The organism is Mycobacterium genavense ATCC 51234 (assembly GCF_000526915.1).
GTDB lineage: Bacteria > Actinomycetota > Actinomycetes > Mycobacteriales > Mycobacteriaceae > Mycobacterium > Mycobacterium genavense.
This window is the reverse complement of the sequence record NZ_JAGZ01000002.1, coordinates 587,744-607,932: the sequence shown is the minus strand read 5'-3', so window position 1 is coordinate 607,932 and position 20,189 is coordinate 587,744. Positions and strand designations below refer to the sequence as shown.

Sequence of the window (20,189 nt, the reverse complement as noted above, 5' to 3'; positions counted from 1 at the left end):
TCCAACAGCGGCTAGTACCCAAGCACTAACCACAAACGGCTGCGGTCTAACGCCCATTCCACGAGGCGATGAGCCGCCGGACGCGGCGCGCCCGGCACAACCGGCAGGTCTCCGGACTCGCAGGCGCGCACTCAGGCGGTGCTCCTAGTGGCCGTCGCTTCCCAGTCGTGCTGACCAGTGCTTGTGACGGCGGTCGTTCCTGCATACCGTTGCGGGACAGTCCCGGATTCTCACCGGGTTCCCTCTTGCGAAGCGCTACCAAATCTGCCTCGCTCGATGCCGGCGCCGCGGGTGCGGCGCAAGCAGACCAGCTGCGACAGGCAGTTTAGTCAGCCCGCCAGTGCCTCGGCGATCGGGATGTCGCCATTGTTGAATTCGATGGTCCGCCCGATCGTGGAATCGTCTGCCAAGGCGGCGGCCACGACCAGCGCGACGTCGGCGCGCGAGACGGAGCCGTTGCCCTCGTTCAGCGCGATCTTGCCGGTCGCTTCGTCCAGGGTGAGCTGCCCGGGACCCAAGACCGTCCAGTCGAGTGCGCTGGCCCGCAGGTGGGCGTCCACGGCGGCCTTGGCCTCCGCGTAGGCGAAGAACGGATCGGCCAGGCCGGCACCTTCACCAACATCAACCCCGCCACCTTCACCAACATCAACCCCGCCACCTTCACCAACATCAACCCCGCCACCTTCACCAACATCAACCCCGCCACCGAGGAACCGCTCGGTGAGGTTGCTGACGCCTCAAAGGAGGACATGCACCGGGCCATCGACGCCGCCCGGCGTGCCTTCGACGAGACCGACTGGTCGACCAACAAGGAGCTGCGCAAGCGCTGCCTGCTGCAGCTGCACGAGGCGATCGAGTCCGAGATCGACGAGCTGCGTGAGGAGCTCATCCTCGAGGTCGGCTCGCCGCGGGCCATCACCTTCGGCCCCCAGCTGGACGCTCCCCTGGAAGACGGACTGAAGTACCCCGCGTGGCTGATCGACGAGTACGCCTGGGAGACCGACCTGGGCGACAAGGTGATCAGTCTGACCGGCACGCTCACCACCCGCAAGGTGTGGCGCGAACCGGTCGGCGTGGTCGGCGCGATCGTGTCGTGGAACTTCCCGTTCGAGGTCACCCTCAACAAGCTCGGCCAGGCGCTGGGTACCGGCAATACCGTGGTGCTCAAGCTGGCCCCCAACACCCCGTTCAACGCCACCCGGCTCGGTCGGCTGATCGCCGAAAAGACCGACGTCCCAGCCGGTGTCGTCAACGTGGTCACCGCCTCGGATCACTTCGTGGGTGAAGAGCTGACCCTGTCGCCCAAGGTCGACCTGATCTCGTTCACCGGCTCGACCGTGGTCGGCAAGCGGATCATGGAAAAGGGTGCGGCCACCATGAAGCGGCTGTTCCTGGAACTAGGCGGCAAATCGGCCACCATCGTGCTGGAGGACGCCGACTTCGCGACCGCCTGCATGGTCGGCATCGCGCCCTGCATGCACGCCGGTCAGGGTTGCGCAAACCCGACCTGGATGCTCCTTCCGCGGTCCCGTTACGACGAGGGCGTGGAGATCCTCAAGAACATCTACGAGAACGTCACGTGCGGCGACCCGCAGGACCCCGCAACGCTGTGCGGTCCGGTGATCTCGCAGTTACAGCACAACCGTGTGATGGGCTACATCAACAAGGGTGTCGAAGAGGGCGCCACCGCGCTGGTCGGCGGTCCCGACGCCCCGACCGGCTTCGACCGGGGATTCTTCGTTCGCCCAACGCTTTTCACAAACGTCGACAACAAGATGACCATCGCCCAGGAGGAGATTTTCGGCCCGGTGCTGTCGGTCATCCCGTTCGACGACGAGGAGGACGCGATCCGGATCGCCAACGACAGCAAGTACGGGCTGGCCGGCAACGTCATGTCGGGCTCGCTGGAGCGCTCCCTCGCGGTGGCCCCGCCGGATCAAAGCCGGCTTCATGGGCGTCAATGGCAATGCGCCGTACGGGGCCGACACGCCGTTCGGTGGCTACAAGGAAAGCGGCGTGGGACGCCAGAACGGTGTGGCCGGCTTCGACCAATACACCGAGATCAAGTCGGTCGCATATCCCGCGGTGTAGGTCCGGACGGCATTGTCGCCGAACCTGTTTCGGTGATCGGTCGCTCGGCCTGAGCGACCGGTCTTCTACCCGGGTCGACAGTCGACGCCTCGCGGGTGCGCTCGAGGCGGGGTCTGTCGGCGTGTCGTCACCAAACACGCACCCGCATCGCCCGAGTCCATCGGCGACTTCGCGGCCTATGACCCCCGGCACCCGGCCGCCCAACCCCTTGGTTGACAATCGAGGCAAGAACCAGTCAAAGGAGACACAACCATGCCTGAAGCCGTCATCGTCGAGGCCGTGCGCTCACCCATCGGCAAGCGCAACGGGGGACTTTCCGGGGTGCACCCCGCCGAGCTGTCTGCGCAGGTGCTCAACGGACTGGCCACCAGGGCCGGCATCGACCCCGAAATCGTCGACGACGTGATCTGGGGCTGCGTGATGCAAGCCGGCGAGCAGGCCCTCGACGTCGGCCGCACAGCACTGTTGACCGCCGGTTGGCCCGAGACCGTCCCGGGTGTGACCGTCGACCGCCAGTGCGGATCCAGCCAGCAGTCCATCCACTTCGCCGCGGCCGGCGTGGTGGCCGGACACTACGACGTCGTCGTCGCCGGCGGTGTGGAGTCGATGTCGCGCACGCCGATGGGGGCATCGCTGGCCAACGGCGGCAACCCGTATCCGCAGGGCTTCAAGGATCGATACCACAAGACGCCCAACCAGGGCCTGGGCGCGGAGATGATCGCCGAGCAGTGGGGCTTCGACCGCACCGCGCTCGACCAGTTCTCCCTCGACTCTCACGAAAAGGCCGCCGCCGCACAGGATTCCGGCGCATTCGATGACCAGATCGTCGGCATTAAGGACCCCGACGACAACGTCATACTCAAGGACGAGGGCATCCGGCGCGGCACCCCGATGGAGAAGATGGCCTCGCTGAAGCCGGCGTTCAAGGAGGACGGCGTGATCCACGCCGGTAACTCCTAGCAGATCTCCGACGGCGCGGCCGCACTGCTGTTCATGTCGGCCGAGAAGGCAAAGACTTGGTTCTCAAGCCAATTGCGAGGGTGCACACCGCCACTCTGGCCGCAGCCGACCCGGTCATCATGCTGACCGCGCCCATCCCGGCCACCCAGAAGGTGCTGAAGCGCTCCGGCCTGTCCATCGGCGACATCGGGGCCTACGCGGTCAACGAGGCGTTCGCGCCCGTTCCGCTGGCATGGCTGAAGGACATCGGCGCCGACGAGAAGAAGCTGAACTCCAACGGCGGTGCGATCGCGCTCGGTCACCCGCTCGGCGACTCCGGTGCGCGGATCATGACCACGCTGCTCTACCACATGTGGGACAAGGGAATTCGCTACGGTCTGCAGACGATGTGCGAAGGTGGTGGCCAGGCCAACGCCACCATTGTGGAGCTGCTGTGACGGACGCTGACGGTGCCGCGCCGGCGGTGCTGGTCGAGCGCCGCGGCAACGTGATGGTCATCACCACCAACCGGCCCGAGGCGCGCAACGCGATCAACGCGGCGGTCAGCATCGGCGTCGGGGACGCGCTGGAAGAGGCACACACCGACCCCGAGGTGCGGGCCGTGGTGATCACCGGCGCCGGCGACAAGTCGTTTTGTGCCGGAGCCGATCTCAAGGCGATCGCCCGCTGGGAGAACATCTATCACCCCGACCGCGCGGACTGGGGTTTCGCCGGCTATGTGCAGCACTTCATCGACAAGCCGACGATCGCAGCGGTCAACGGCACCGCGCTGGGTGGCGGCACCGAGCTGGCGTTGGCCAGTGACCTGGTAGTCGCGCACGAACTCGCCAAATTCGGTCTGCCCGAAGTCAAACGCGGGCTGATCGCCGCAGCCGGCGGCGTCTTCCGGATAGTCGATCAGCTGCCCCGCAAGGTGGCGATGGAACTGCTGTTGACGGGCGAGCCGATGACCGCGTCCGACGCCTGGGAGTGGGGCCTGGTCAACCAGGTCGTCAAGGAGGGCTCGGTGCTCGACGCGGCCCTGGCGATGGCGGCGCGCATCACCGGCAACGCGCCGCTGTCGGTGCAGGCCAGCAAGCGTATCGCCTACGGCGCCGCCGACGGCGTCATCAGCGGTGAAAAGCCGTTCTGGGAGCACACTTTCGACGAAATGCGAATCCTGAGCAAATCGGAGGACGCCAAGGAAGGACCGCTGGCGTTCGCCGAGAAGCGGGAGCCGGTCTGGAAGGCGCGCTAGCTCGCCAGAACGTTGACCCCGAAGCCGAACACCGCGGGTAGGCGTTCGCAGGCCGGCACGATCGCACGCCGCGTCGCGCGCGGCGTGCTGGCCAGCACCACCGCCCGGGTCAGCAGTCGGTAGTTGCGGGTAACCCGGTGCCACGCCTTCTCATACGCCGCCGGGGTCTCGTTGACGATGGCGTCGACCGCCGCCGCGGCCTGTTTGACGGCCAGGCTGACGCCCTCGCCGGTCAGCGCGTCCTCGTAGCCGGCCGCGTCGCCCACCAGCAACACCCGGCCCGCGACGCGACGCGAAACCACCTGGCGCAGTGGGCCGCAACCCCGGGCGTGCCCGCGGTGTGCTCCGTCGAGGTGCCGGGCCAGCCGGGGGAACCAGTCCAGGTCGGGCCGGCCCTGCGACAGGATCGCCACGCCGACCAGATCCGGCTCCACCGGTGTCACGTAGGCCTCACCCAACCGAGACCAGTACACCTCGACGAACTGCGACCAGGCCGGCACCGTGAAATGCCAACGCACGCCGTAACGCCGCGGCTTTCCGGCCGTCGCCTTGATACCGACGCAGCGCCGCACCGTCGAGTGCAGCCCGTCCGCGCCGACCAGAAACTTCGCGCGAACGCCGGCCGCGGTCACGCCATGGGCGTCCTGCTCGACGCGGGTCACCTTGGTGCGAACCCATTCGGTCTCTTGCTCTTTCGCGCGTGCCTCAAGGGCGGCGTGCAGCGTGGTGCGCCGCACACCGCGGCCCGGCCCGGTGCGAAACAGGGCCTCGGCGCGGCGCCGCTCGCTGACATAGGCGATGCCGTGAAACGGCATACCGGCCGGGTCGACGCCGAGCGACGTCAGCTCGGCCAGGCCGCCGGGCATCAGCCCCTCACCGCACGCCTTGTCGATCGGGTCCTCGCGCGGTTCGGCCACGATCACCGAAAGCCCGTGTCGGCGCGCGTGCAACGCGGTGGCGAGCCCGCCGGGGCCGCCGCCGACGATCAGCAGGTCCGCGTCATAAGACATCATAAGACATGAGCGCCGCTCCTCCTCCTCGCGTCGTCCCTCCGCACGCGGGTGGGGGTACCTCCCACTCGTGGGAGCGTGCCCCAACTCATCGTCGCGGCACGGCCGCTCATGTGTAACCCAACGCGGAGTTCTCCACCCGGATACGCACCGTGAGCAGGATCGCGTTGGCGACGGTGAACGTCGCCGCGGTCAGCCACGCCGTATGGATCAGCGGTAAGGCGAACCCTTCGGCCACCACCGCAACATAGTTCGGGTGGTGCAGCCACCGGTAGGGCCCCCGCCGCACCAGCGGCGCCTCCGGTAACACGATCACCCTGGTGTTCCACCGCCGGCCCAACGTGGTGATGCACCACCAGCGCAGCACCTGACTGGCCGCCGCGATGGCCAGCGTCGGCCAGCCCAGCCACGGAATGAACGGCCGGTGGCCGGCCCACGGTTCGACGAGGCAGCCCACCAGCAGCGCGGTGTGAATCACGACCATCACGACGTAGTGTGGCCGGCCAAACTCCTTGGCGCCCTGGGCAAAAGACCATTGCGCATTCCGGTTTGACTGCACCAGCTCGACGATCCGTTCGACCCCGACCGCGAGGATCAGCAGGTAATACATGACACCACTATCTCGTGGATCACGCTTCCCGGGCTACCAGGCCAGCAGAACGAGCTCGGAACAGAAGGCCGGACCCATCGCGATCATCAGACCGACCGAACCCGGCGGCGGTGGATCGGCCAGGTGGGCCCGAAGCACGTCCAGCACCGACACCGACGACAAGTTTCCATTGTCGCGCAACGAGTTTCGAGTGCGAACCAGCGCGTCACCGGGCAGGTCGAACACTTCCTCGATAGCATCGATCACGGCCGGACCGCCGGGGTGGCAAACCCACCTGGATATGTCCTGCGGTGTGAGCCCGTGATCGGCCAGGAATTTGCGGACGTCCTCACCCAGATACTTCTGCACGACGTTGACCACATCGGCGGACAACACGAGCCGGAAGCCCTCGCTGCCGATCTTCCAGCCCATCACCTCTTCGGTGTCGGGATAGAGCCGGCTTCGGGTGGCCAGCACCCGAGGGCCACGGCTTTTTGCACCGGCGCGCCCGGCGCCCTTGACGACGACGGCAGCGGCGCCGTCGCCGAACAGGCTGGTGGCCACCAGATTGGCCACCGAGTGGTCGTTGCGCTGAATCGTCAGGGTGCACAGTTCCACCGCCAGCAGCGCTGCCACCTGGTCGGGAAACGCGCGCAAGTAATCGTGCATGCGGGCCACCCCGGCGGCGCCCGCCGCGCAACCCAAGCCGAACAACGGGACGCGCTTAACATCCGGGCGCAGCCCGACCCGGCCCGCCAGCCGCGCCTCGAGGGACGGCACGGCCAAACCGGTGACCGTCGTCGAGAAGACGATGTCGAGGTCCGCCGGCTTGACCTTGGCCTCGTCAAGCGCGGTGAGCAGTGCCCGCTCACTGATATCGAGGGCCACTTCCAGATAAGCCTCGTTCGCCTCGGTGAAACCGCTGAACGCCTCCACGCGATCCATCGGCACTGCGAGGTGACGGTGCTCGACGCCGCTGGAGAGGGCGAAGCGCCGGAAGTGTGGACCGAGCACATCGCTCAGCCGGTCGATGATTGCTTCTTGCGGGTGATAGGTGTGCGGGAACTGCACGGATACTGCCGAGACGGTTGGATCGGTGACGGTAGTCGTTGTACTCAGTTCGAGCGTTGCCGAACTGCCCCCTGTGATGGTGTTCATGTATCGACTTACGGCACCGTAAGTAACTACGTTCACCCTAACTCGCTGTGACGATGACCACCGGTCATTTCTGCCGTCCGGACGCATGTGTTCGCGCGGCTCGGGCGTTTGGGTTTAGGCGCAGTCCGTCCGGGATAGGGTCAAGGATATGCGGATTCTGGTCACCGGTGCCAGTGGCTATGTGGGATCGCGCCTGGTCACGGCGTTGCTTGCGAATCGACACCAGGTGGTAGCCGCCACCCGAAACCCTGCGCGGCTCAAGCGCTTCGGTTGGTTCGACGACGTTGCCCCGCTCCGGCTGGACGCCGCGGATCCGGTATCGGCGCAGGCGGCGCTGGACGCCGCGGGCCCGATCGACGTGCTCTATTACCTGGTGCACGCCATCGGTCAGCCCCACTTCCGCGACGCCGATCAGGCGGCGGCCGCCAACGTCGCGGCGGCCGCCCGCGACGCCGGGGTGCGGCGCATCGTGTACCTGGGCGGCTTCGTGCCGTCCGGCGGGGGGCTGTCCGACCATCTGGCCAGCCGGGCCGAGGTGGCCGACGCCCTGACCCTCGCCGACGGCCCGGAACTGGTGTGGCTGGGCGCCGCGATGATCATCGGCGCCGGTTCGACATCGTTCGAGATGATGCGCTACGTCGGGGACCGGTTCCCGCTGTTGCCGGTGCCGAGTTGGATGGACAATCCGATCGACCCGATCTCGATCCGCGACGTGCTGCACTATCTGCTGGCCGCGGCCAACCCCGAGCGCGTGCCCGCCGGCGCCTACGACATCGCCGGCCCCGACACCACGTCCTATCGGGAGCTACTCAAGACGTACGCGCGCATCTCCGGCAGGTGGCACACCGCACTGCCGGTCGGCAGGGTCGATACCGCGCTGGCGTCACTGGTCACCGGGCTGGCGCTGCCCGTACCGCCGAGACTGGCCGGCGACCTGGTGCAGTCGCTGGATCATCCGATGGTCGCGTCCGCCGACGGGCTGCGCGGTCGGGTGCCCGACCCGCCCGGCGGTCTGCTGGGCGTCGAGGACGCCATCGGCCGGGCGCTGACCTTCAACGGCAGACCCCGGCCGGTCAACGCGCTGACCGATCCGCATCATCTGGCCGACACGGATCCCGGATGGGCCGGTGGGGACGCGCTGCGCATCCGGCGCCTGGCGCGGGCGGTCACCCCGCCCATCGCGCGACCCACGCTGAAGCTGGTCAACATGGTGCCCGGTCCCGTTGCCGGAGCAGTGCGCACTGGTCTCGACATCATGCTCGCCCTCACCCCGAAAGTGCGCCCGGCATGAGCCAGGCCACCCGCCCGTACCACACCAGCGTGTTCTCCGAGCTGCGTCGCGCCATCACGAATGTCGCTGTGCCGCATCATGAACCACCGTCGGTGGTGCGGCGACGCCGTGTCGTCGTGGCGCTCACGCTGGTGATCGGCGCTGGGGTGCTGGGCTTTTCGCTGCGCCGCACGCCCGGTGAGTCTAGCTTCTATTGGCTGACCCTGGTCTTGGCGGCGGTGTGGATCGGTGGCGGATTCCTGTCCGGCCCGCTGCATCTGGGTGGCATCAACTGGCGGGGCCGCAATCAGCGCCCGGTGATCAGCGGCACGGCGATCGGTCTGTTGCTCGGCGGCGTCTTCGTGGTCGGCGGACTGATCGCCCGCGAAATCCCGCCCGTCGTCGCGCTGATCGCCCGGGTGCTGCAGTTCGCCCACCACGGATCGTTTTGGCTGGTTGTCCTGATCACCCTGATCAACGGGATCGCCGAGGAGGTGTTCTTCCGGGGTGCGCTGTACACCGCGCAGGGTCGGCATGCGCCAGTGGCGATTTCGACCCTGCTGTATCTGTGCGCGACCTTGTCCAGTGGCAACCCGATGCTCGGCTTCGCCGCGGTCATCCTGGGCACCGTGTGCGCGGTGGAGCGGCGCGCCAGCGGCGGCGTGTTGGCTCCGGCGCTGACCCACTTTTTCTGGGGACTGATCATGGTGCTGGCGTTGCCGCCGATGTTCGGTGTCTAGCCGTTGTTACCAATCACGTTGCGTGCCAACGTAGCTAGCTCGGCGGCACGCAGTGGTCGCGTCAGATACCAGTACAGCCGCCCCCCGCACGCCGGCCCCCCCGCACGCCGGCCGGCGCAAAGCAGGCCCGCTGGGTGTAGGTGCTGCCGCCGTCCTGCGGCGTGACCGTCATTTCTAGCCACCCGGTTCCGCGTGCCCGCATCCGGGACTGCAGCCGAAGCGTGCTTCCGGGTTCGCTCTCGACGACGGACCACCCTGCTTGGTCGCCCGCGGTTTGCTGCACCGCCTTCCAAACGCGTTGGGGAGCTGCGGTTGTCGAAATCGTCCGCACGTCGGTGTGGACGATTTGGCCAGCCCAGTCCGGGTCGCTGGGCAGCGACTCGGCCGGCTCCGAGCGCGACGAGTCCCAGCTGGCGCGCGGCGAGCCCGGTGTCGACCGATTCAGCGCCAGCGAGACGGCCTGCCGGTAGGGGATCAGGCCGTCCGGCGGCGGGTCGATGATCGTGTCGATGTCCGAATTGCGCATCACCGCATCGCATTCCAGCGATTCGACCAGGGGCCGAGCCAGGCCGGACGGGATCGGGGTGACGGTTCCCACCCACAGGCTGGTGATCGCCGGGGTCAGGAACGGCAACACGAACAGGTAGCGGCGGTGCAGGCCGGCGACCTCGGCGTAGACCCGCATCATGTCGCCCTACTCCAGCACGTCGGGCCCGCCGATATCCCAGGTGCGCGGCGAGGTCACCGGTGCGGTCGCCGCGGCGACCAGGTAGTGGAGCACGTCGCGCACCGCGATGGGCTGAATCCTGTTGTGCACCCATTTCGGCGTGGTCATCACCGGCAACCGCTCGGTGAGATGCCGGATCATCTCGATCGAGGCCGACCCCGAACCGATCACCACACCGGCCTGCAGCACCAGCGTCTCGATCCCCGAGTCGATCAGCGCGTCGCCGACGGCCTTGCGTGACTCGAGATGCGGCGAGAGCCCGCTGTCGTCCGGGTGCAGCCCGGACAGGTACACGATGCGGCGCACGCCGCCGCGGCGCACGGCCGTCACCACGTTGCGGACCGAGCGGCTCTCCTCGTCGGCGAAATTCTTCGCCGTCCCCATCGAGTGGACCAGGTAGTAGACGACGTCCACGCCGGCGAACGCCTCGATCAGCAATTCGACGTCGCCGAGGTCGCTGCGCGCCACCTCGATCTGGTCGCGCCAGGGCACGTCGGCCAGCTTGCCCGGGTCACGGGCCAGCGCCCGCACGTGGTGGCCGTCGTCGAGCAGACGCGGCACCAATCGAGCACCGATGTAGCCGGTCGCCCCGGTCACCAGACAGTGCATGGCTTCCTTCCCGTCCCGCCGGTTCGGACCGATCAAGGAAGGATTGCCGCTTCGGCGGCGGTTAAGCGTCTAGCGGTCGGTGAAATTCGGTGTGCGGCGCTGCTGGAAAGCCGTCGTGCCCTCGCGTAAGTCGGCCGAGCGCAACAAGATCGACTGCCCGCGAAACTCGCGCTGCAGCGCGGCGTCCAGTTCGGTCAGGGTGGCCCCGTTGATCGCATCCTTGGTCTTGGCGTACGCCACCACCGGGCCGCTCAGCAGCGCCGAAATCACCTTGTCCACTTCGGCGTCGAACTCCTCGGCCGGATAGACCGCGGTCACCAGGCCGGCGGCAAACGCCTCGGCGGCCGGCAGCCGTTCGGCCAGCAGCGCCATGCGCATCGCGCGGATCCGCCCGATCGCCGCGGCCACCAACGCCGACGCGCCGCCGTCGGGAATCAGCCCGATCTTGGTGAAGGCGAGCATGAAAAATGCTTTCTCGGAAGCCAATACGATGTCACAGGCCAAAGCGATGGAAACGCCGACGCCCGCGGCCGGCCCCTGCACGACGGCGACCACCGGGTGCGGCAGCGTGGTGATGGCGCGGATCAGCCGGTTGATCTCCAGGATGATCTCGTTCGGCGGAGCGCCGCCACTGGCGGACATGTCGTCGGCGCCGATGCCCGCTCCAGAGCAGAGCCCGCGACCCGCGCCGCCCAGCCGCACCACCTGCACGCGCGGATCGGTGGCCGCGTGTTCCATCGTGTCGGCAAGCCCGGCGATCACCGGTGTCGTCAGCGAGTTGACGCTGTCCGGTCAATCGATCGTCACCGACAGCACGCCGTCGGACAACGAGACGGCCAGGCCTTCGCCGGACGATGGCTTAGCAAGCACGGATTCGGACATGGACCTCACCCTAACCACCGGTTGGGTGACCGGGCTGCGCGGCCGTCGAGGGCGGCTGCGAAGATGCCAACTGCCGGGTTGGCACGCGTCGAAGCAGACGAAAGGTCGGTGGAACATGGCTGGACCGCTTGATGGACTACGGGTAGTGGAGCTGGCCGGCATCGGGCCGGGCCCGCACGCCGCGATGATTCTGGGGGATCTGGGTGCCGACGTGGTGCGCATCGACCGCCCTGCCAAAGGTCCTGAAGGCCCCGGCGGTGTTACCAAGGACGCGATGATGCGCAACCGGCGGGTGGTGACCGCCGACCTGAAGTCCGACGAGGGGCGCGCCACCGTGCTCGAGCTGATCGCCAAGGCCGACGTGCTGATCGAGGGCTACCGCCCCGGCGTCACCGAGCGACTCGGCCTGGGACCCGAGGACTGCGCGAAGGTCAACGAGCGACTGGTCTACGCGCGGATGACGGGCTGGGGCCAGACCGGCCCGCGCAGCCAACAGGCGGGCCACGACATCAACTACATCTCGCTGAACGGCATCCTGCACGCCATCGGGCGGGCGGGCGAGCGGCCGGTGCCGCCGCTGAATCTGGTCGGTGACTTCGGCGGTGGCTCGATGTTCCTGTTGCTCGGCATCCTGTCCGCGCTGTGGGAGCGGCAGAGCTCCGGCAAGGGGCAGGTCGTCGACGCCGCGATGGTGGACGGCTCCAGCGTGCTGGTCCAGATGATGTGGCAGATGCGCAACGCGGGGATGTGGACCGACGCGCGGGGTACCAACCTGCTCGACGGCGGCGCGCCCTACTACGACACCTACGAGTGCGCCGACGGCCGCTACGTCGCGGTCGGTGCGATCGAGCCGCAGTTCTACGCCGCCATGCTGACCGGGCTGGGCCTGGACGCGGCCGACCTGCCGCCGCAGAACGACGTCAGCCGCTGGCCCGAACTGCGGGCCATTCTCGTCGAGAAGTTCGCCAGTCAGGACCGTGACCACTGGGCCAAGGTGTTCGCCGACTCCGACGCGTGCGTGACGCCGATCCTGGCGTTCGGCGAGGTGCAGACCGAGCCGCACATCACCGAGCGCAACACCTTCTACGAGGTTGACGGCGGCCTGCAGCCGCTGCCGGCGCCGCGGTTCTCCCGCACCGCGCCGGAGCAGCCCCGCCGCGCGGCGCCGGTGAGCGACCCCAAAGTGATACTCAACGACTGGACATAACCCCCAACCAACCAGTGGCCGGAAGGCCACGGCATCACGAAAGGACTCGAATGGAGATCAAAGACGCCGTTGCCGTCGTCACCGGGGGCGCCTCGGGCCTGGGGCTGGCCACCACCAAGCGGCTGCTGGACGCCGGCGCGCAGGTCGTCGTGATCGACCTCAAGGGCGAGGAGGCCGTCGCCGAACTGGGCGACCGGGCGAAGTTCGTCGCGGCCGACGTCACCGACGAGGCCGGCGTCGGCAAGGCGCTGGACGTGGCCGAGTCGCTGGGCTCGCTGCGCATCAACGTCAACTGTGCGGGCATCGGCAACGCGATCAAGACGCTGTCCAAGGACGGCCCGTTCCCGCTGGACGGCTTCAAGAAGGTCGTCGGGGTCAACCTGATCGGCACCTTCAACGTGCTGCGGCTGGCCGCCGAGCGCATCGCCAAGACCGAACCGATCGGTCCCGAAACCAGCCCGGAGCGCGGCGTGATCATCAACACCGCCTCGGTCGCCGCGTTCGACGGCCAAATCGGCCAGGCCGCCTACTCCGCGTCCAAGGGCGGCGTGGTCGGCATGACGCTGCCGATCGCCCGCGACCTGTCGCGCGAGCTCATCCGCGTGGTGACCATCGCGCCGGGGTTGTTCAAGACCCCGCTGCTGGGTTCGCTGCCCGAGGAGGCGCAGAAGTCGCTGGGCAAGCAGGTGCCGCACCCCGCGCGGCTGGGCGACCCCGACGAATACGGCGCGCTGGCGGTGCACATCGTGGAGAACGCGATGCTTAATGGCGAGGCCATCCGTCTCGACGGCGCCATCCGCATGGCGCCGCGCTGAGAGATCAGGGCGCATACACAAATACCCCCGCCACGGCGGGGGTATTTGTTGGCAACAGGATCAATGCGATCGACGGAACCAACGGGAGACTTCGGGTTCCGCCATCAGAAGCCGTGCGAGCAAGCTCATGGTCAGCTCGCGTTGGGCAGCGGGTGCCAGTCGTCAAACTGCTCGGAGGTCTCGCCTTCCACCAGCACGTCGCCGTGGTAGAGAGCCTCGAAGTCAACCTTGATGACGTGCGCACTTGAGTCGTCGATCCACATGACACTGAGCGTAAAAGCCACCATTAAGGAATCTTTGAGTCACGATTCGGAAAATGGTGGCAATTTACTCGCCAGTAGGGTTGCCGGTCGTCTAGAGGCGGATCCGGCTCGTCAGGGGCGTAATTCGCGCGCAATTTTCTAGCCGGACTCTTAGGGTTCGCGGGTTTGAAACCGCATCGAACCTTTCGGGCTCTTACCCCGTGAGTTGTTTGACACCTGTCACTTACCGGGGCTAGGTTACCGCGAATATGGTGCGCGTCCCCGCGGGACCGCCACCGGGGGAGGAAGCACAGATGCTGCCACGGATCGCTCGGCTGGCCATCGCCGCGCCGCGCCGCATCATCGCGATCGGGGTCCTGGTCTTCATCGCCGCCGCGGTCTTCGGCCTTCCGGTCGCCAAGAGCTTGGCTCCTGGCGGTTTCCAGGACCCGCAGTCAGAATCCGGCCGCGCCATCGCGGTGCTCACCGAGAAGTTCGGGCAGAGCGGTCAGAAGATGCTCATCCTAGTGACCGCGCCTGCGGGAGCCAACAGCGACCAGGCCCGCAAGGCGGGCACCGAGCTCGTCGACCAGCTGCAGCACTCGCCGCTGGTCTACAACGTGACGTCCCCTGGACCGCGCCGCCGCAAGCCGCAGCCGACCTGACAAGCAAGGACGGCAAGGCCGGGTTGATCGTGGTCAACCTCAAGGGCGGCGAAAAACAACGTGCAGAACAACGCCCAAACCCTGTCGGATCAGCTCGTGCACGATCGTGACGGGGTCACCGTCCGCGCCGGCGGCTCGGCCATGGAGTACGCCCAGATCAACAAGCAGAACCAAGAAGACCTCTTGGTCATGGAGATGATCGCGCTGCCGCTCAGCTTCCTGGTGCTGATCTGGGTGTTCGGCGGCCTGCTGGCGGCGGTGCTGCCGATGGCGCTGGGCGCGCTGGCCGTCGTCGGCTCGATGACGGTGTTGCGACTGATCACCTATACCACCGAGGTGTCGATCTTCGCGCTGAACCTGAGCACCGCCCTGGGCCTGGCGCTGGCCATCGACTACACGCTGCTGATCGTCAGCCGCTATCGTGACGAGTTGGCCGAAGGCGGTGACCCGCACGACGCTGGTCCACACCATGGCCACCTCCGGGCGCACGGTGCTGTTCTCCGCGATCACCGTCGCCCCGTCGATGTCGGCGACGGCGTTGTTCCCGATGTACTTCCTCAAGTCGTTCGCCTACGCCGGCGTCGCCACCGTCGCGTTCGTCTCGATCGCGTCGACCATGATCACGCCGGCCGCGATTGTGCTGCTGGGTCCCCGGCTCGACGCGCTGGACGCGCGGAAGCTGGTGCGGCGGATCTTGCGCCGGTCCGAGCCCGTGCACCGGCCGGTCGAGCAGATGTTCTGGTACCGGTCCAGCAAGTTCGTGATGCGCCGCTGGCTGCCCATCGGCGTGGCGGTCGCGACGCTGCTGGTGCTGCTGGGTGTGCCGTTCGTGCGGGTGACGTGGGGCTTCCCCGACGACCGGGTGCTGCCGCGATCCGCGTCGGCGTACCAGGTCGGCGACCAGCTGCGCACCAACTTCGCACACGACTCCGCGACGTCGGTGCCCGTCGTCATTCCCGACGTGCGGTCTGAGCCCGGCCGATCTGGACACCTACGCCACGGCGCTGTCGCGGGTGCCCGACGTGTCGGCGGTATCGGCGCCCAGCGCGACGTTCGTCAGCCACGACTGCCTCGATTCTGTTCTACAGAAATACCCTCCGCTCAGTAGAATCCCGCACGGTGACCGGGCTGGTCAAACCGCGCGGGCCTGGGCGTTCAGATTCCTGAAAGAATCCTCGGAGGCAATTCACAGGCTTCACACAACTGAGTAACCAGGACGCGCGGTTAGCTGTTGGTCACAGCGGATTCGAGACATGTGTGCGGCAGAGTTAACCCGCCGTTAACGTCAGGATTCCCGCCTCCGTTCGTGATCTCCGCAGGCGGAAGGACTGTTTCCATGGCACATCGGGCCGGTGCTCGACTGCAGAATCTCGGACCGCGCGCATTGGCGGCGATCGGGCGCCAGGAGTGGCTGGACCGGCCGAGTTACCGCCTGGAACACGCGCTCAGCTTCGCCTTCAACAGCCTGGGTCGCGCCCGCAACACCGTCACCAATGCGCTGAACGGAGTCTGGCTCGGGCACCCGGTGCATCCGCCGCTGGCATCGCTGACCAGCGGGGCACTGGCCACCACGGTGGCCCTCGACGCGTTCAGCGTGGTACCGGGCCGGCCCGCCCACGAAATGGTCGACGCGTCCCGGTTCGCGGCGCGGGCCCTCGGGGTCGGAATTCTGGCGAGCATCGGTTCCGCGGTCACCGGCGCCGCCGATTGGCAGCACACCCACGAAAAGGACGGCCGGGTCGGACTGGTGCACGGCGTGATCAACCTGTTCGCGACCGGGCTGTACGCGCAGTCCTGGCGGGATCGCCGCCGCGGTCGCCACGGCCGCGGCATCGCGCTGACCGCGCTGGGCTACCTGATCACCGTCGGCGGCAGCTACCTGGGCGGAGCCCTGGTGTGCGAATCCGGCATCGGCATCGACCAGTCCGGCCGGCGGTTGCGCACCAGTGAATGGACGCCGGTGCTGGACGCGAGCTCGCTGAACGGGAAGCCGGTGCGGGTCGAGGTCGACGGCGTCGGGCTGGTGGTGTGCCAGACCAAGCCCGGCGAGGTGTCGGCGTACGGCGAGTTTTGCCCGCATCTGGCGGTACCGATGGCCGACGGCTGGGTGGATCGCGGCCGGATCGTGTGCCCGTGGCACGGCTCGTGGTTCGCGGCCGAGACGGGAGAGGTCGTGCGCGGCCCCGCGGCAGCACCGCTGCCGCGTTACCAGGCCCGGTTGGTCGACGGTGTGGTCGAAGTTCGCGGCGAGGCGCAGCCCAGCCTCTGCAAGGCATAGGGATCGAAGCAAAGGAGCAGCGTGAACGCCTACGAAGTGTTGAAGGACCACCACGTCGTGATCAAGGGCCTCGGCCGCAAGATCAGCGAAGCGCCGGTGAATAGTGAAGAGCGCCATGCCCTTTTCGACGACATGCTGATCGAACTCGACATTCACTTCCGCATCGAAGACGACCTCTACTACCCGGCCCTGGCCGCCGCCACCAAGCTGATCGCGGTGGCGCATGCCGAGCACCGGCAGGTGATCGACCAGCTTTCCGTGTTGCTCAAGACTCCGCAGACCGCGCCGGGCTACACCGACGATATGGAATTCGTTCAAGACGGTGCTCGAGGCCCACGCCGACGAAGAGGAGCGCGACATGATTCCCGCTCCGCCGGAGGTGAAGATCACCGACGCCGAGCTCAAGGAGCTGGGCAACAAGATGAGCGCCAGAATCGAGCAGTACCGCGGTTCCGCGCTGCACCGGCTGCGTACCAAGGGGCGCGCCGCGCTGGTGCGCGCTCTGTAACTCGGGTCCCATCGGCGAGTAGCCTCACGCTTCGTGAGGGCCGCACCGCAGCGCGTCGCGTCGCAGGGTGAGATCACGGCGGAGATCGCCGACATCGCGGCCCGGCACGCCGGCAGCGCGACCGCCGCGCCGCTGCTGAACTATCCGCCGTACCGCAGCAGCGCGCTGCGCCACCCGAAACACCCTCTGCTGCTTGTGGGTCCGGACGAACTCGAGCGCTGCGCGCCGTGCTTCGGGGAGCGTGACGTCGACCCGCTCGAAGCCGACCTGACGGCCGGTCATCCGGGCGAGCCGATCGGGGAGCGCATCATCGTGTCCGGGCGGCTGCTCGATCAATCCGGCCGACCGCTGGCCGGCCAGCTGTTCGAGATCTGGCAGGCGAACGCCGGTGGTCGCTACCGCCACCAGCGCGACCAGCACCCGGCTCCGTTGGACCCGAACTTCACCGGGGCCGGGCGCTGCCTGACCGGTTCCGACGGGACGTACCGATTCGTGACCGTCAGGCCCGGCCCCTATCCGTGGCGCAATCATCACAACGCCTGGCGCCCGGCACACATCCACTTCTCGCTGTTCGGTACCGCATTCACCCAGCGCCTGGTCACCCAGATGTACTTTCCGGGTGACCCGCTGTTAAATCTGGATCCGATCTATCAATCGGTCACGGATCCCGCTGCGCGCCCACGGCTGATCGCCGGCTACGACCACGGCCTGACCGAGCCGGAGTTCGCGACCGGGTATCGATGGGACATCGTGCTGGCCGACAGCCGGTGGTCCGAGGCCGGTCATGGCTGAATTACCTTGCACCCCAGGGCAAACCGTCGGGCCCTTCCTGCATCTCGGATTACCGTGCGCGGGCGAGCTGGCCGACGGGCCGGACGCGGTGCGGCTGCACGGCACGGTGTATGACGGCGACGGCGCGCCGATCCCTGACGCCCTGGTCGAACTATGGCAGGCCCAGGCCCGATGGGGCCGGGCCGCAACGGATCCCGACGGGCACTATCGCTTCACGACGGTCGTACCGGAGAATCCACCGTTCTTCGCGATCACCGTCTTCGCGCGCGGACTGCTGGACCGATTGTTCACTCGCGCCTACCTGCCCGGCGTCGACCCGGACGCCGATCCGGTGCTGGGCACCGTCGACGTCGACCGGCGGCCAACCATGCTGTGCGTCGCGGAAGGTCGGGCGGATCACCGATTCGACATCCACCTGCAGGGTCCGCGCGAAACCGTGTTCCTGGCGTATCGGCGGGCCGGGGGATGACCAATCTGTTGTGGCCGGGCGATCACCGGGCGGGCGAGCACATGACCGATCAGGCGCTGCTGTGCTCGATGGTGGCGGTGGAATCGGCGTGGCTGAGCGCCCTGGCCGCCGTCGGCCTGGCGCCGGCCGACGCCCGAGGTGCCGACCTGTCACAGTTGGTCGACCACGACGACGTGCGGGCGCTCGCGGTCGGCGCCGAGGACGGCGGCAACCCAATCGTCGGATTGGTCGAGCTGCTGCGCCGGCGGGCCAAGCCCACCGTCGGTCCGTGGATCCACCGCGGACTCACCAGCCAGGACGTCCTGGACACCGCGCTGATGCTGGGTGTGCGCGACGTCGCAGACGAGCTGAGAAAACAGCTGCGCGAACAGGTTTCGACACTGACAGCGCTTGCCCATGCGCATCGGTCCACCGCGATGGTGGCCCGCACGCTCACCCAGCAGGCCGCACCGACCACGTTCGGTGTCAAGGCGGCCGGGTGGTGCAACGGTGTCGTCGACGCCTACGAACGGCTCGCCGGTCTGGTCACCCCGATCCAGGTCGGCGGCGCGGTCGGAACATGGTCGGCCACCACCGAACTCGCGCGGCTGCTCACCGAGCCGACCGATCCGGCGGAGAAGGCCGAGCAGGTAATGCGCAGTGCGGCAACCGCTTTGGGTCTTAGCGCGCGAGCGCCATGGCATACCGTCCGGACACCGGTCACCGCGGCGGCCAATGCCTTTCTCGGCTGCACCGACGGCTGAGGTTGGATCGCTTCGGACGTGGTGATCGTGGTTCGTCCGGAGATCGGCGAGCTGAGCGAGCCGGCCGCCGAGCGGCGCGGTGGCTCGTCGACGCTGCCGCACAAGCACAATCCGGTGCTGTCCATCTTGATTCGCTGCACCGCGATATCCGCACCGCAACTGGCCGCGACCCTGCCACACCGCGGCGGCGCTGGCCGACGACGAACGCCCCGACGGCGCCTGGCATGCCGAATGGGAGACGCTGCGCACCCTGGCCCGGCGCACCCTGGTCGCCGGCTCGCACTGCCGCGAACTGCTGGCCGGGCTGCAGGTCCACGCCGGGCGAATGGCCGAGAACCTCAGGACGGCAGACGTTCTCGGCGAACAACAGACAATCGCCGAGCTGGCCGGGAAGGCGCCGTCGCCGACCTACTTCGGCGCGGTCGACCGGTTGATCGACGAGAGCCTAGGACGCGCCGAGCGGGTACTCGGCGAGCGGGGCGGGGGCCCGTAGCGTCAGGGCGGCGTGCCCGGCCGAGGCGATTCCGTCCTCGTAGATGCTGGCCAGCCAGATGTGGACCAGCGTGTCGATCACCCGGTCTTCGCGGATCGTCGGTTCCTCGGCGGTGAAGGTTGCGGCCATCACCCGCTCGCTCAACATGTTCAGCGCGACGGACAGATCCTCGGCCGAGACGGTGTCCGGCGCGGCGCCGCGATCACGTTCGGCCTTGATCGCGGTGGTGGTGAACGCGATCCACTTCTGCATCAGCGTGGCCCACAGCGCCCGGACCTCGGGGTTGGTGGACTTGGCCGCGGCACCGGCCACCGCGACCGCGCGGTGCGATCCCGACACCTCGAAGAAGGCCTCGATCCGGTCGCGCCAAAGGGTGGCCGGGTCGCCGGACAGCTTGGCCCGCAGCGCCTTCAGGGCGGCGTGGGCCTTGCCGTTCATCTGGTCCAGCAACGACAGCAGCACCGCGTTCTTCGACTGGAAATAAAAGTAGAAGGTGGGCCGGGAGATACCCGCGCCTTTCGCCAGATCGTCGACGGAGAAATCGCCCAGCGGCCGCGCTTCCAGGAGCCGCTCGGCGGTGGCCAGAATCGCCCTCTTGCGGTCGTCCCCCGAGTGATGCGATGCACGACGCCCGCGCGAGGCATGCGCGTACCTGCTGTGGGCCGAGGGGTCGGACACAGCACATACCCTAGGGTTACCTCGAT

At 67.8% G+C, this 20,189-nt stretch carries 13 protein-coding genes, 8 pseudogenes and 1 riboswitch; of the genes and pseudogenes, 13 read left to right on the top strand and 8 right to left on the bottom strand.

The features are described from left to right. Positions 1-85 precede the first annotated feature (85 nt). Positions 86-278, bottom strand: a riboswitch (cobalamin riboswitch). Between the two features lie 51 nt (positions 279-329). After that, positions 330-602 (bottom strand): annotated as a pseudogene (locus T428_RS26405) (NAD(P)H-binding protein); the annotation flags it as partial. An 18-nt stretch (positions 603-620) separates the two neighbouring features. On the opposite strand from T428_RS26405, the pseudogene T428_RS26400 reads away from it, so the two are divergent. From T428_RS26400 to T428_RS0107555, 3 genes and pseudogenes are all read left to right on the top strand, one after another. Next, a pseudogene (locus T428_RS26400) lies at positions 621-2,091 on the top strand (aldehyde dehydrogenase family protein). A 252-nt stretch (positions 2,092-2,343) separates the two neighbouring features. Continuing rightward, a pseudogene (locus T428_RS26395) lies at positions 2,344-3,488 on the top strand (thiolase family protein). Then, a complete protein-coding gene (locus tag T428_RS0107555; protein ID WP_025735995.1) occupies positions 3,485-4,288 on the top strand; it encodes a crotonase/enoyl-CoA hydratase family protein in 804 nt (267 codons plus the stop codon). Before T428_RS26395 ends, T428_RS0107555 begins: the two are co-directional and overlap by 4 nt. On the opposite strand, the gene T428_RS0107550 is transcribed toward T428_RS0107555, so the two are convergent. From T428_RS0107550 to T428_RS0107540, 3 genes are all read right to left on the bottom strand, one after another. Beyond that, the gene (locus tag T428_RS0107550) at positions 4,285-5,301 is read right to left on the bottom strand and encodes an NAD(P)/FAD-dependent oxidoreductase (protein ID WP_025735994.1); all 1,017 of its coding nucleotides are present in this window, start codon (positions 5,299-5,301) and stop codon (positions 4,285-4,287) included. The genes T428_RS0107555 and T428_RS0107550 overlap by 4 nt on opposite strands. A 106-nt stretch (positions 5,302-5,407) precedes the next feature. After that, positions 5,408-5,908 carry an isoprenylcysteine carboxyl methyltransferase family protein gene (locus T428_RS0107545; RefSeq protein ID WP_025735993.1) on the bottom strand — a complete coding sequence of 167 codons (501 nt, stop codon included), beginning with the start codon at positions 5,906-5,908 and terminating at the stop codon, positions 5,408-5,410. 33 nt (positions 5,909-5,941) lie between these two features. Next, a complete protein-coding gene (locus T428_RS0107540) occupies positions 5,942-7,045 on the bottom strand; it encodes a type III polyketide synthase (protein WP_025735992.1) in 1,104 nt (367 codons plus the stop codon). Positions 7,046-7,193: 148 nt separating this feature from the next. Between T428_RS0107540 and T428_RS0107535 the strand changes: the two genes are divergently transcribed. Both T428_RS0107535 and T428_RS0107530 read left to right on the top strand, forming a co-directional pair. After that, on the top strand, positions 7,194-8,336 hold the full coding sequence (locus T428_RS0107535) for an NAD(P)H-binding protein (protein WP_025735991.1): 1,143 nt from the start codon (positions 7,194-7,196) through the stop codon (positions 8,334-8,336). Next, positions 8,333-9,055 carry a CPBP family intramembrane glutamic endopeptidase gene (locus T428_RS0107530; protein ID WP_025735990.1) on the top strand — a complete coding sequence of 241 codons (723 nt, stop codon included), beginning with the start codon at positions 8,333-8,335 and terminating at the stop codon, positions 9,053-9,055. The genes T428_RS0107535 and T428_RS0107530 overlap by 4 nt, the downstream gene beginning before the upstream one ends. On the opposite strand, the pseudogene T428_RS35665 reads toward T428_RS0107530, so the two are convergent. Next, a pseudogene (locus T428_RS35665) lies at positions 9,052-10,391 on the bottom strand (DUF2867 domain-containing protein). The gene T428_RS0107530 and the pseudogene T428_RS35665 sit on opposite strands and share 4 nt — an antisense overlap. A 69-nt stretch (positions 10,392-10,460) precedes the next feature. Beyond that, a pseudogene (locus tag T428_RS26385) lies at positions 10,461-11,273 on the bottom strand (enoyl-CoA hydratase). A gap of 115 nt (positions 11,274-11,388) precedes the next feature. Here T428_RS26385 and T428_RS0107515 point away from each other — a divergent pair. After that, positions 11,389-12,480: a CaiB/BaiF CoA transferase family protein gene (locus T428_RS0107515; protein WP_025735989.1), complete on the top strand. Its 1,092-nt coding sequence runs from the start codon at positions 11,389-11,391 to the stop codon at positions 12,478-12,480. 50 nt (positions 12,481-12,530) lie between these two features. Then, positions 12,531-13,295: a 3-hydroxyacyl-CoA dehydrogenase gene (locus T428_RS0107510; RefSeq protein ID WP_025735988.1), complete on the top strand. Its 765-nt coding sequence runs from the start codon at positions 12,531-12,533 to the stop codon at positions 13,293-13,295. Between the two features lie 131 nt (positions 13,296-13,426). Here T428_RS0107510 and T428_RS35330 read toward each other — a convergent pair whose 3' ends face one another. Then, on the bottom strand, positions 13,427-13,558 hold the full coding sequence (locus T428_RS35330; protein ID WP_156942880.1) for a hypothetical protein: 132 nt from the start codon (positions 13,556-13,558) through the stop codon (positions 13,427-13,429). A gap of 293 nt (positions 13,559-13,851) precedes the next feature. On the opposite strand from T428_RS35330, the pseudogene T428_RS26380 reads away from it, so the two are divergent. The 6 genes and pseudogenes from T428_RS26380 to T428_RS26370 all read left to right on the top strand — a co-directional run. Then, positions 13,852-15,258, top strand: a pseudogene (locus T428_RS26380) (MMPL family transporter); the annotation flags it as partial. A 280-nt stretch (positions 15,259-15,538) separates the two neighbouring features. After that, positions 15,539-16,480 (top strand): Rieske (2Fe-2S) protein, encoded by a 942-nt coding sequence (locus T428_RS0107485; protein ID WP_025735984.1) that lies wholly within the window; start codon positions 15,539-15,541, stop codon positions 16,478-16,480. Between the two features lie 21 nt (positions 16,481-16,501). Further along, positions 16,502-16,988, top strand: a pseudogene (locus T428_RS26375) (hemerythrin domain-containing protein). Between the two features lie 33 nt (positions 16,989-17,021). Further along, on the top strand, positions 17,022-17,780 hold the full coding sequence (pcaH, locus tag T428_RS0107475) for a protocatechuate 3,4-dioxygenase subunit beta (protein ID WP_025735983.1): 759 nt from the start codon (positions 17,022-17,024) through the stop codon (positions 17,778-17,780). Continuing rightward, positions 17,773-18,249 (top strand): carboxypeptidase regulatory-like domain-containing protein, encoded by a 477-nt coding sequence (locus T428_RS0107470; protein ID WP_051465148.1) that lies wholly within the window; start codon positions 17,773-17,775, stop codon positions 18,247-18,249. The genes pcaH and T428_RS0107470 overlap by 8 nt, the downstream gene beginning before the upstream one ends. Continuing rightward, positions 18,246-19,485: pseudogene (locus T428_RS26370) on the top strand (lyase family protein). Before T428_RS0107470 ends, T428_RS26370 begins: the two are co-directional and overlap by 4 nt. Here T428_RS26370 and T428_RS0107460 read toward each other — a convergent pair. Further along, entirely contained in the window at positions 19,438-20,163 is a 726-nt protein-coding gene (locus tag T428_RS0107460) for a TetR/AcrR family transcriptional regulator (RefSeq protein WP_025735981.1), read from the bottom strand. The pseudogene T428_RS26370 and the gene T428_RS0107460 overlap by 48 nt on opposite strands. Between the last annotated feature and the right edge of the window lie 26 nt (positions 20,164-20,189).

Coding starts and splice junctions, on each gene's coding strand:
- T428_RS0107540 (WP_025735992.1), bottom strand. CDS start 7,045: ATGAACACCATCACAGGGGGCAGTTCGGCAACGCTCGAACTGAGTACA.
- T428_RS0107510 (WP_025735988.1), top strand. CDS start 12,531: ATGGAGATCAAAGACGCCGTTGCCGTCGTCACCGGGGGCGCCTCGGGC.
- T428_RS0107470 (WP_051465148.1), top strand. CDS start 17,773: ATGGCTGAATTACCTTGCACCCCAGGGCAAACCGTCGGGCCCTTCCTG.
- T428_RS35330 (WP_156942880.1), bottom strand. CDS start 13,558: ATGTGGATCGACGACTCAAGTGCGCACGTCATCAAGGTTGACTTCGAG.
- T428_RS0107550 (WP_025735994.1), bottom strand. CDS start 5,301: ATGATGTCTTATGACGCGGACCTGCTGATCGTCGGCGGCGGCCCCGGC.
- T428_RS0107535 (WP_025735991.1), top strand. CDS start 7,194: ATGCGGATTCTGGTCACCGGTGCCAGTGGCTATGTGGGATCGCGCCTG.
- T428_RS0107515 (WP_025735989.1), top strand. CDS start 11,389: ATGGCTGGACCGCTTGATGGACTACGGGTAGTGGAGCTGGCCGGCATC.
- T428_RS0107545 (WP_025735993.1), bottom strand. CDS start 5,908: ATGTATTACCTGCTGATCCTCGCGGTCGGGGTCGAACGGATCGTCGAG.
- T428_RS0107485 (WP_025735984.1), top strand. CDS start 15,539: ATGGCACATCGGGCCGGTGCTCGACTGCAGAATCTCGGACCGCGCGCA.
- T428_RS0107530 (WP_025735990.1), top strand. CDS start 8,333: ATGAGCCAGGCCACCCGCCCGTACCACACCAGCGTGTTCTCCGAGCTG.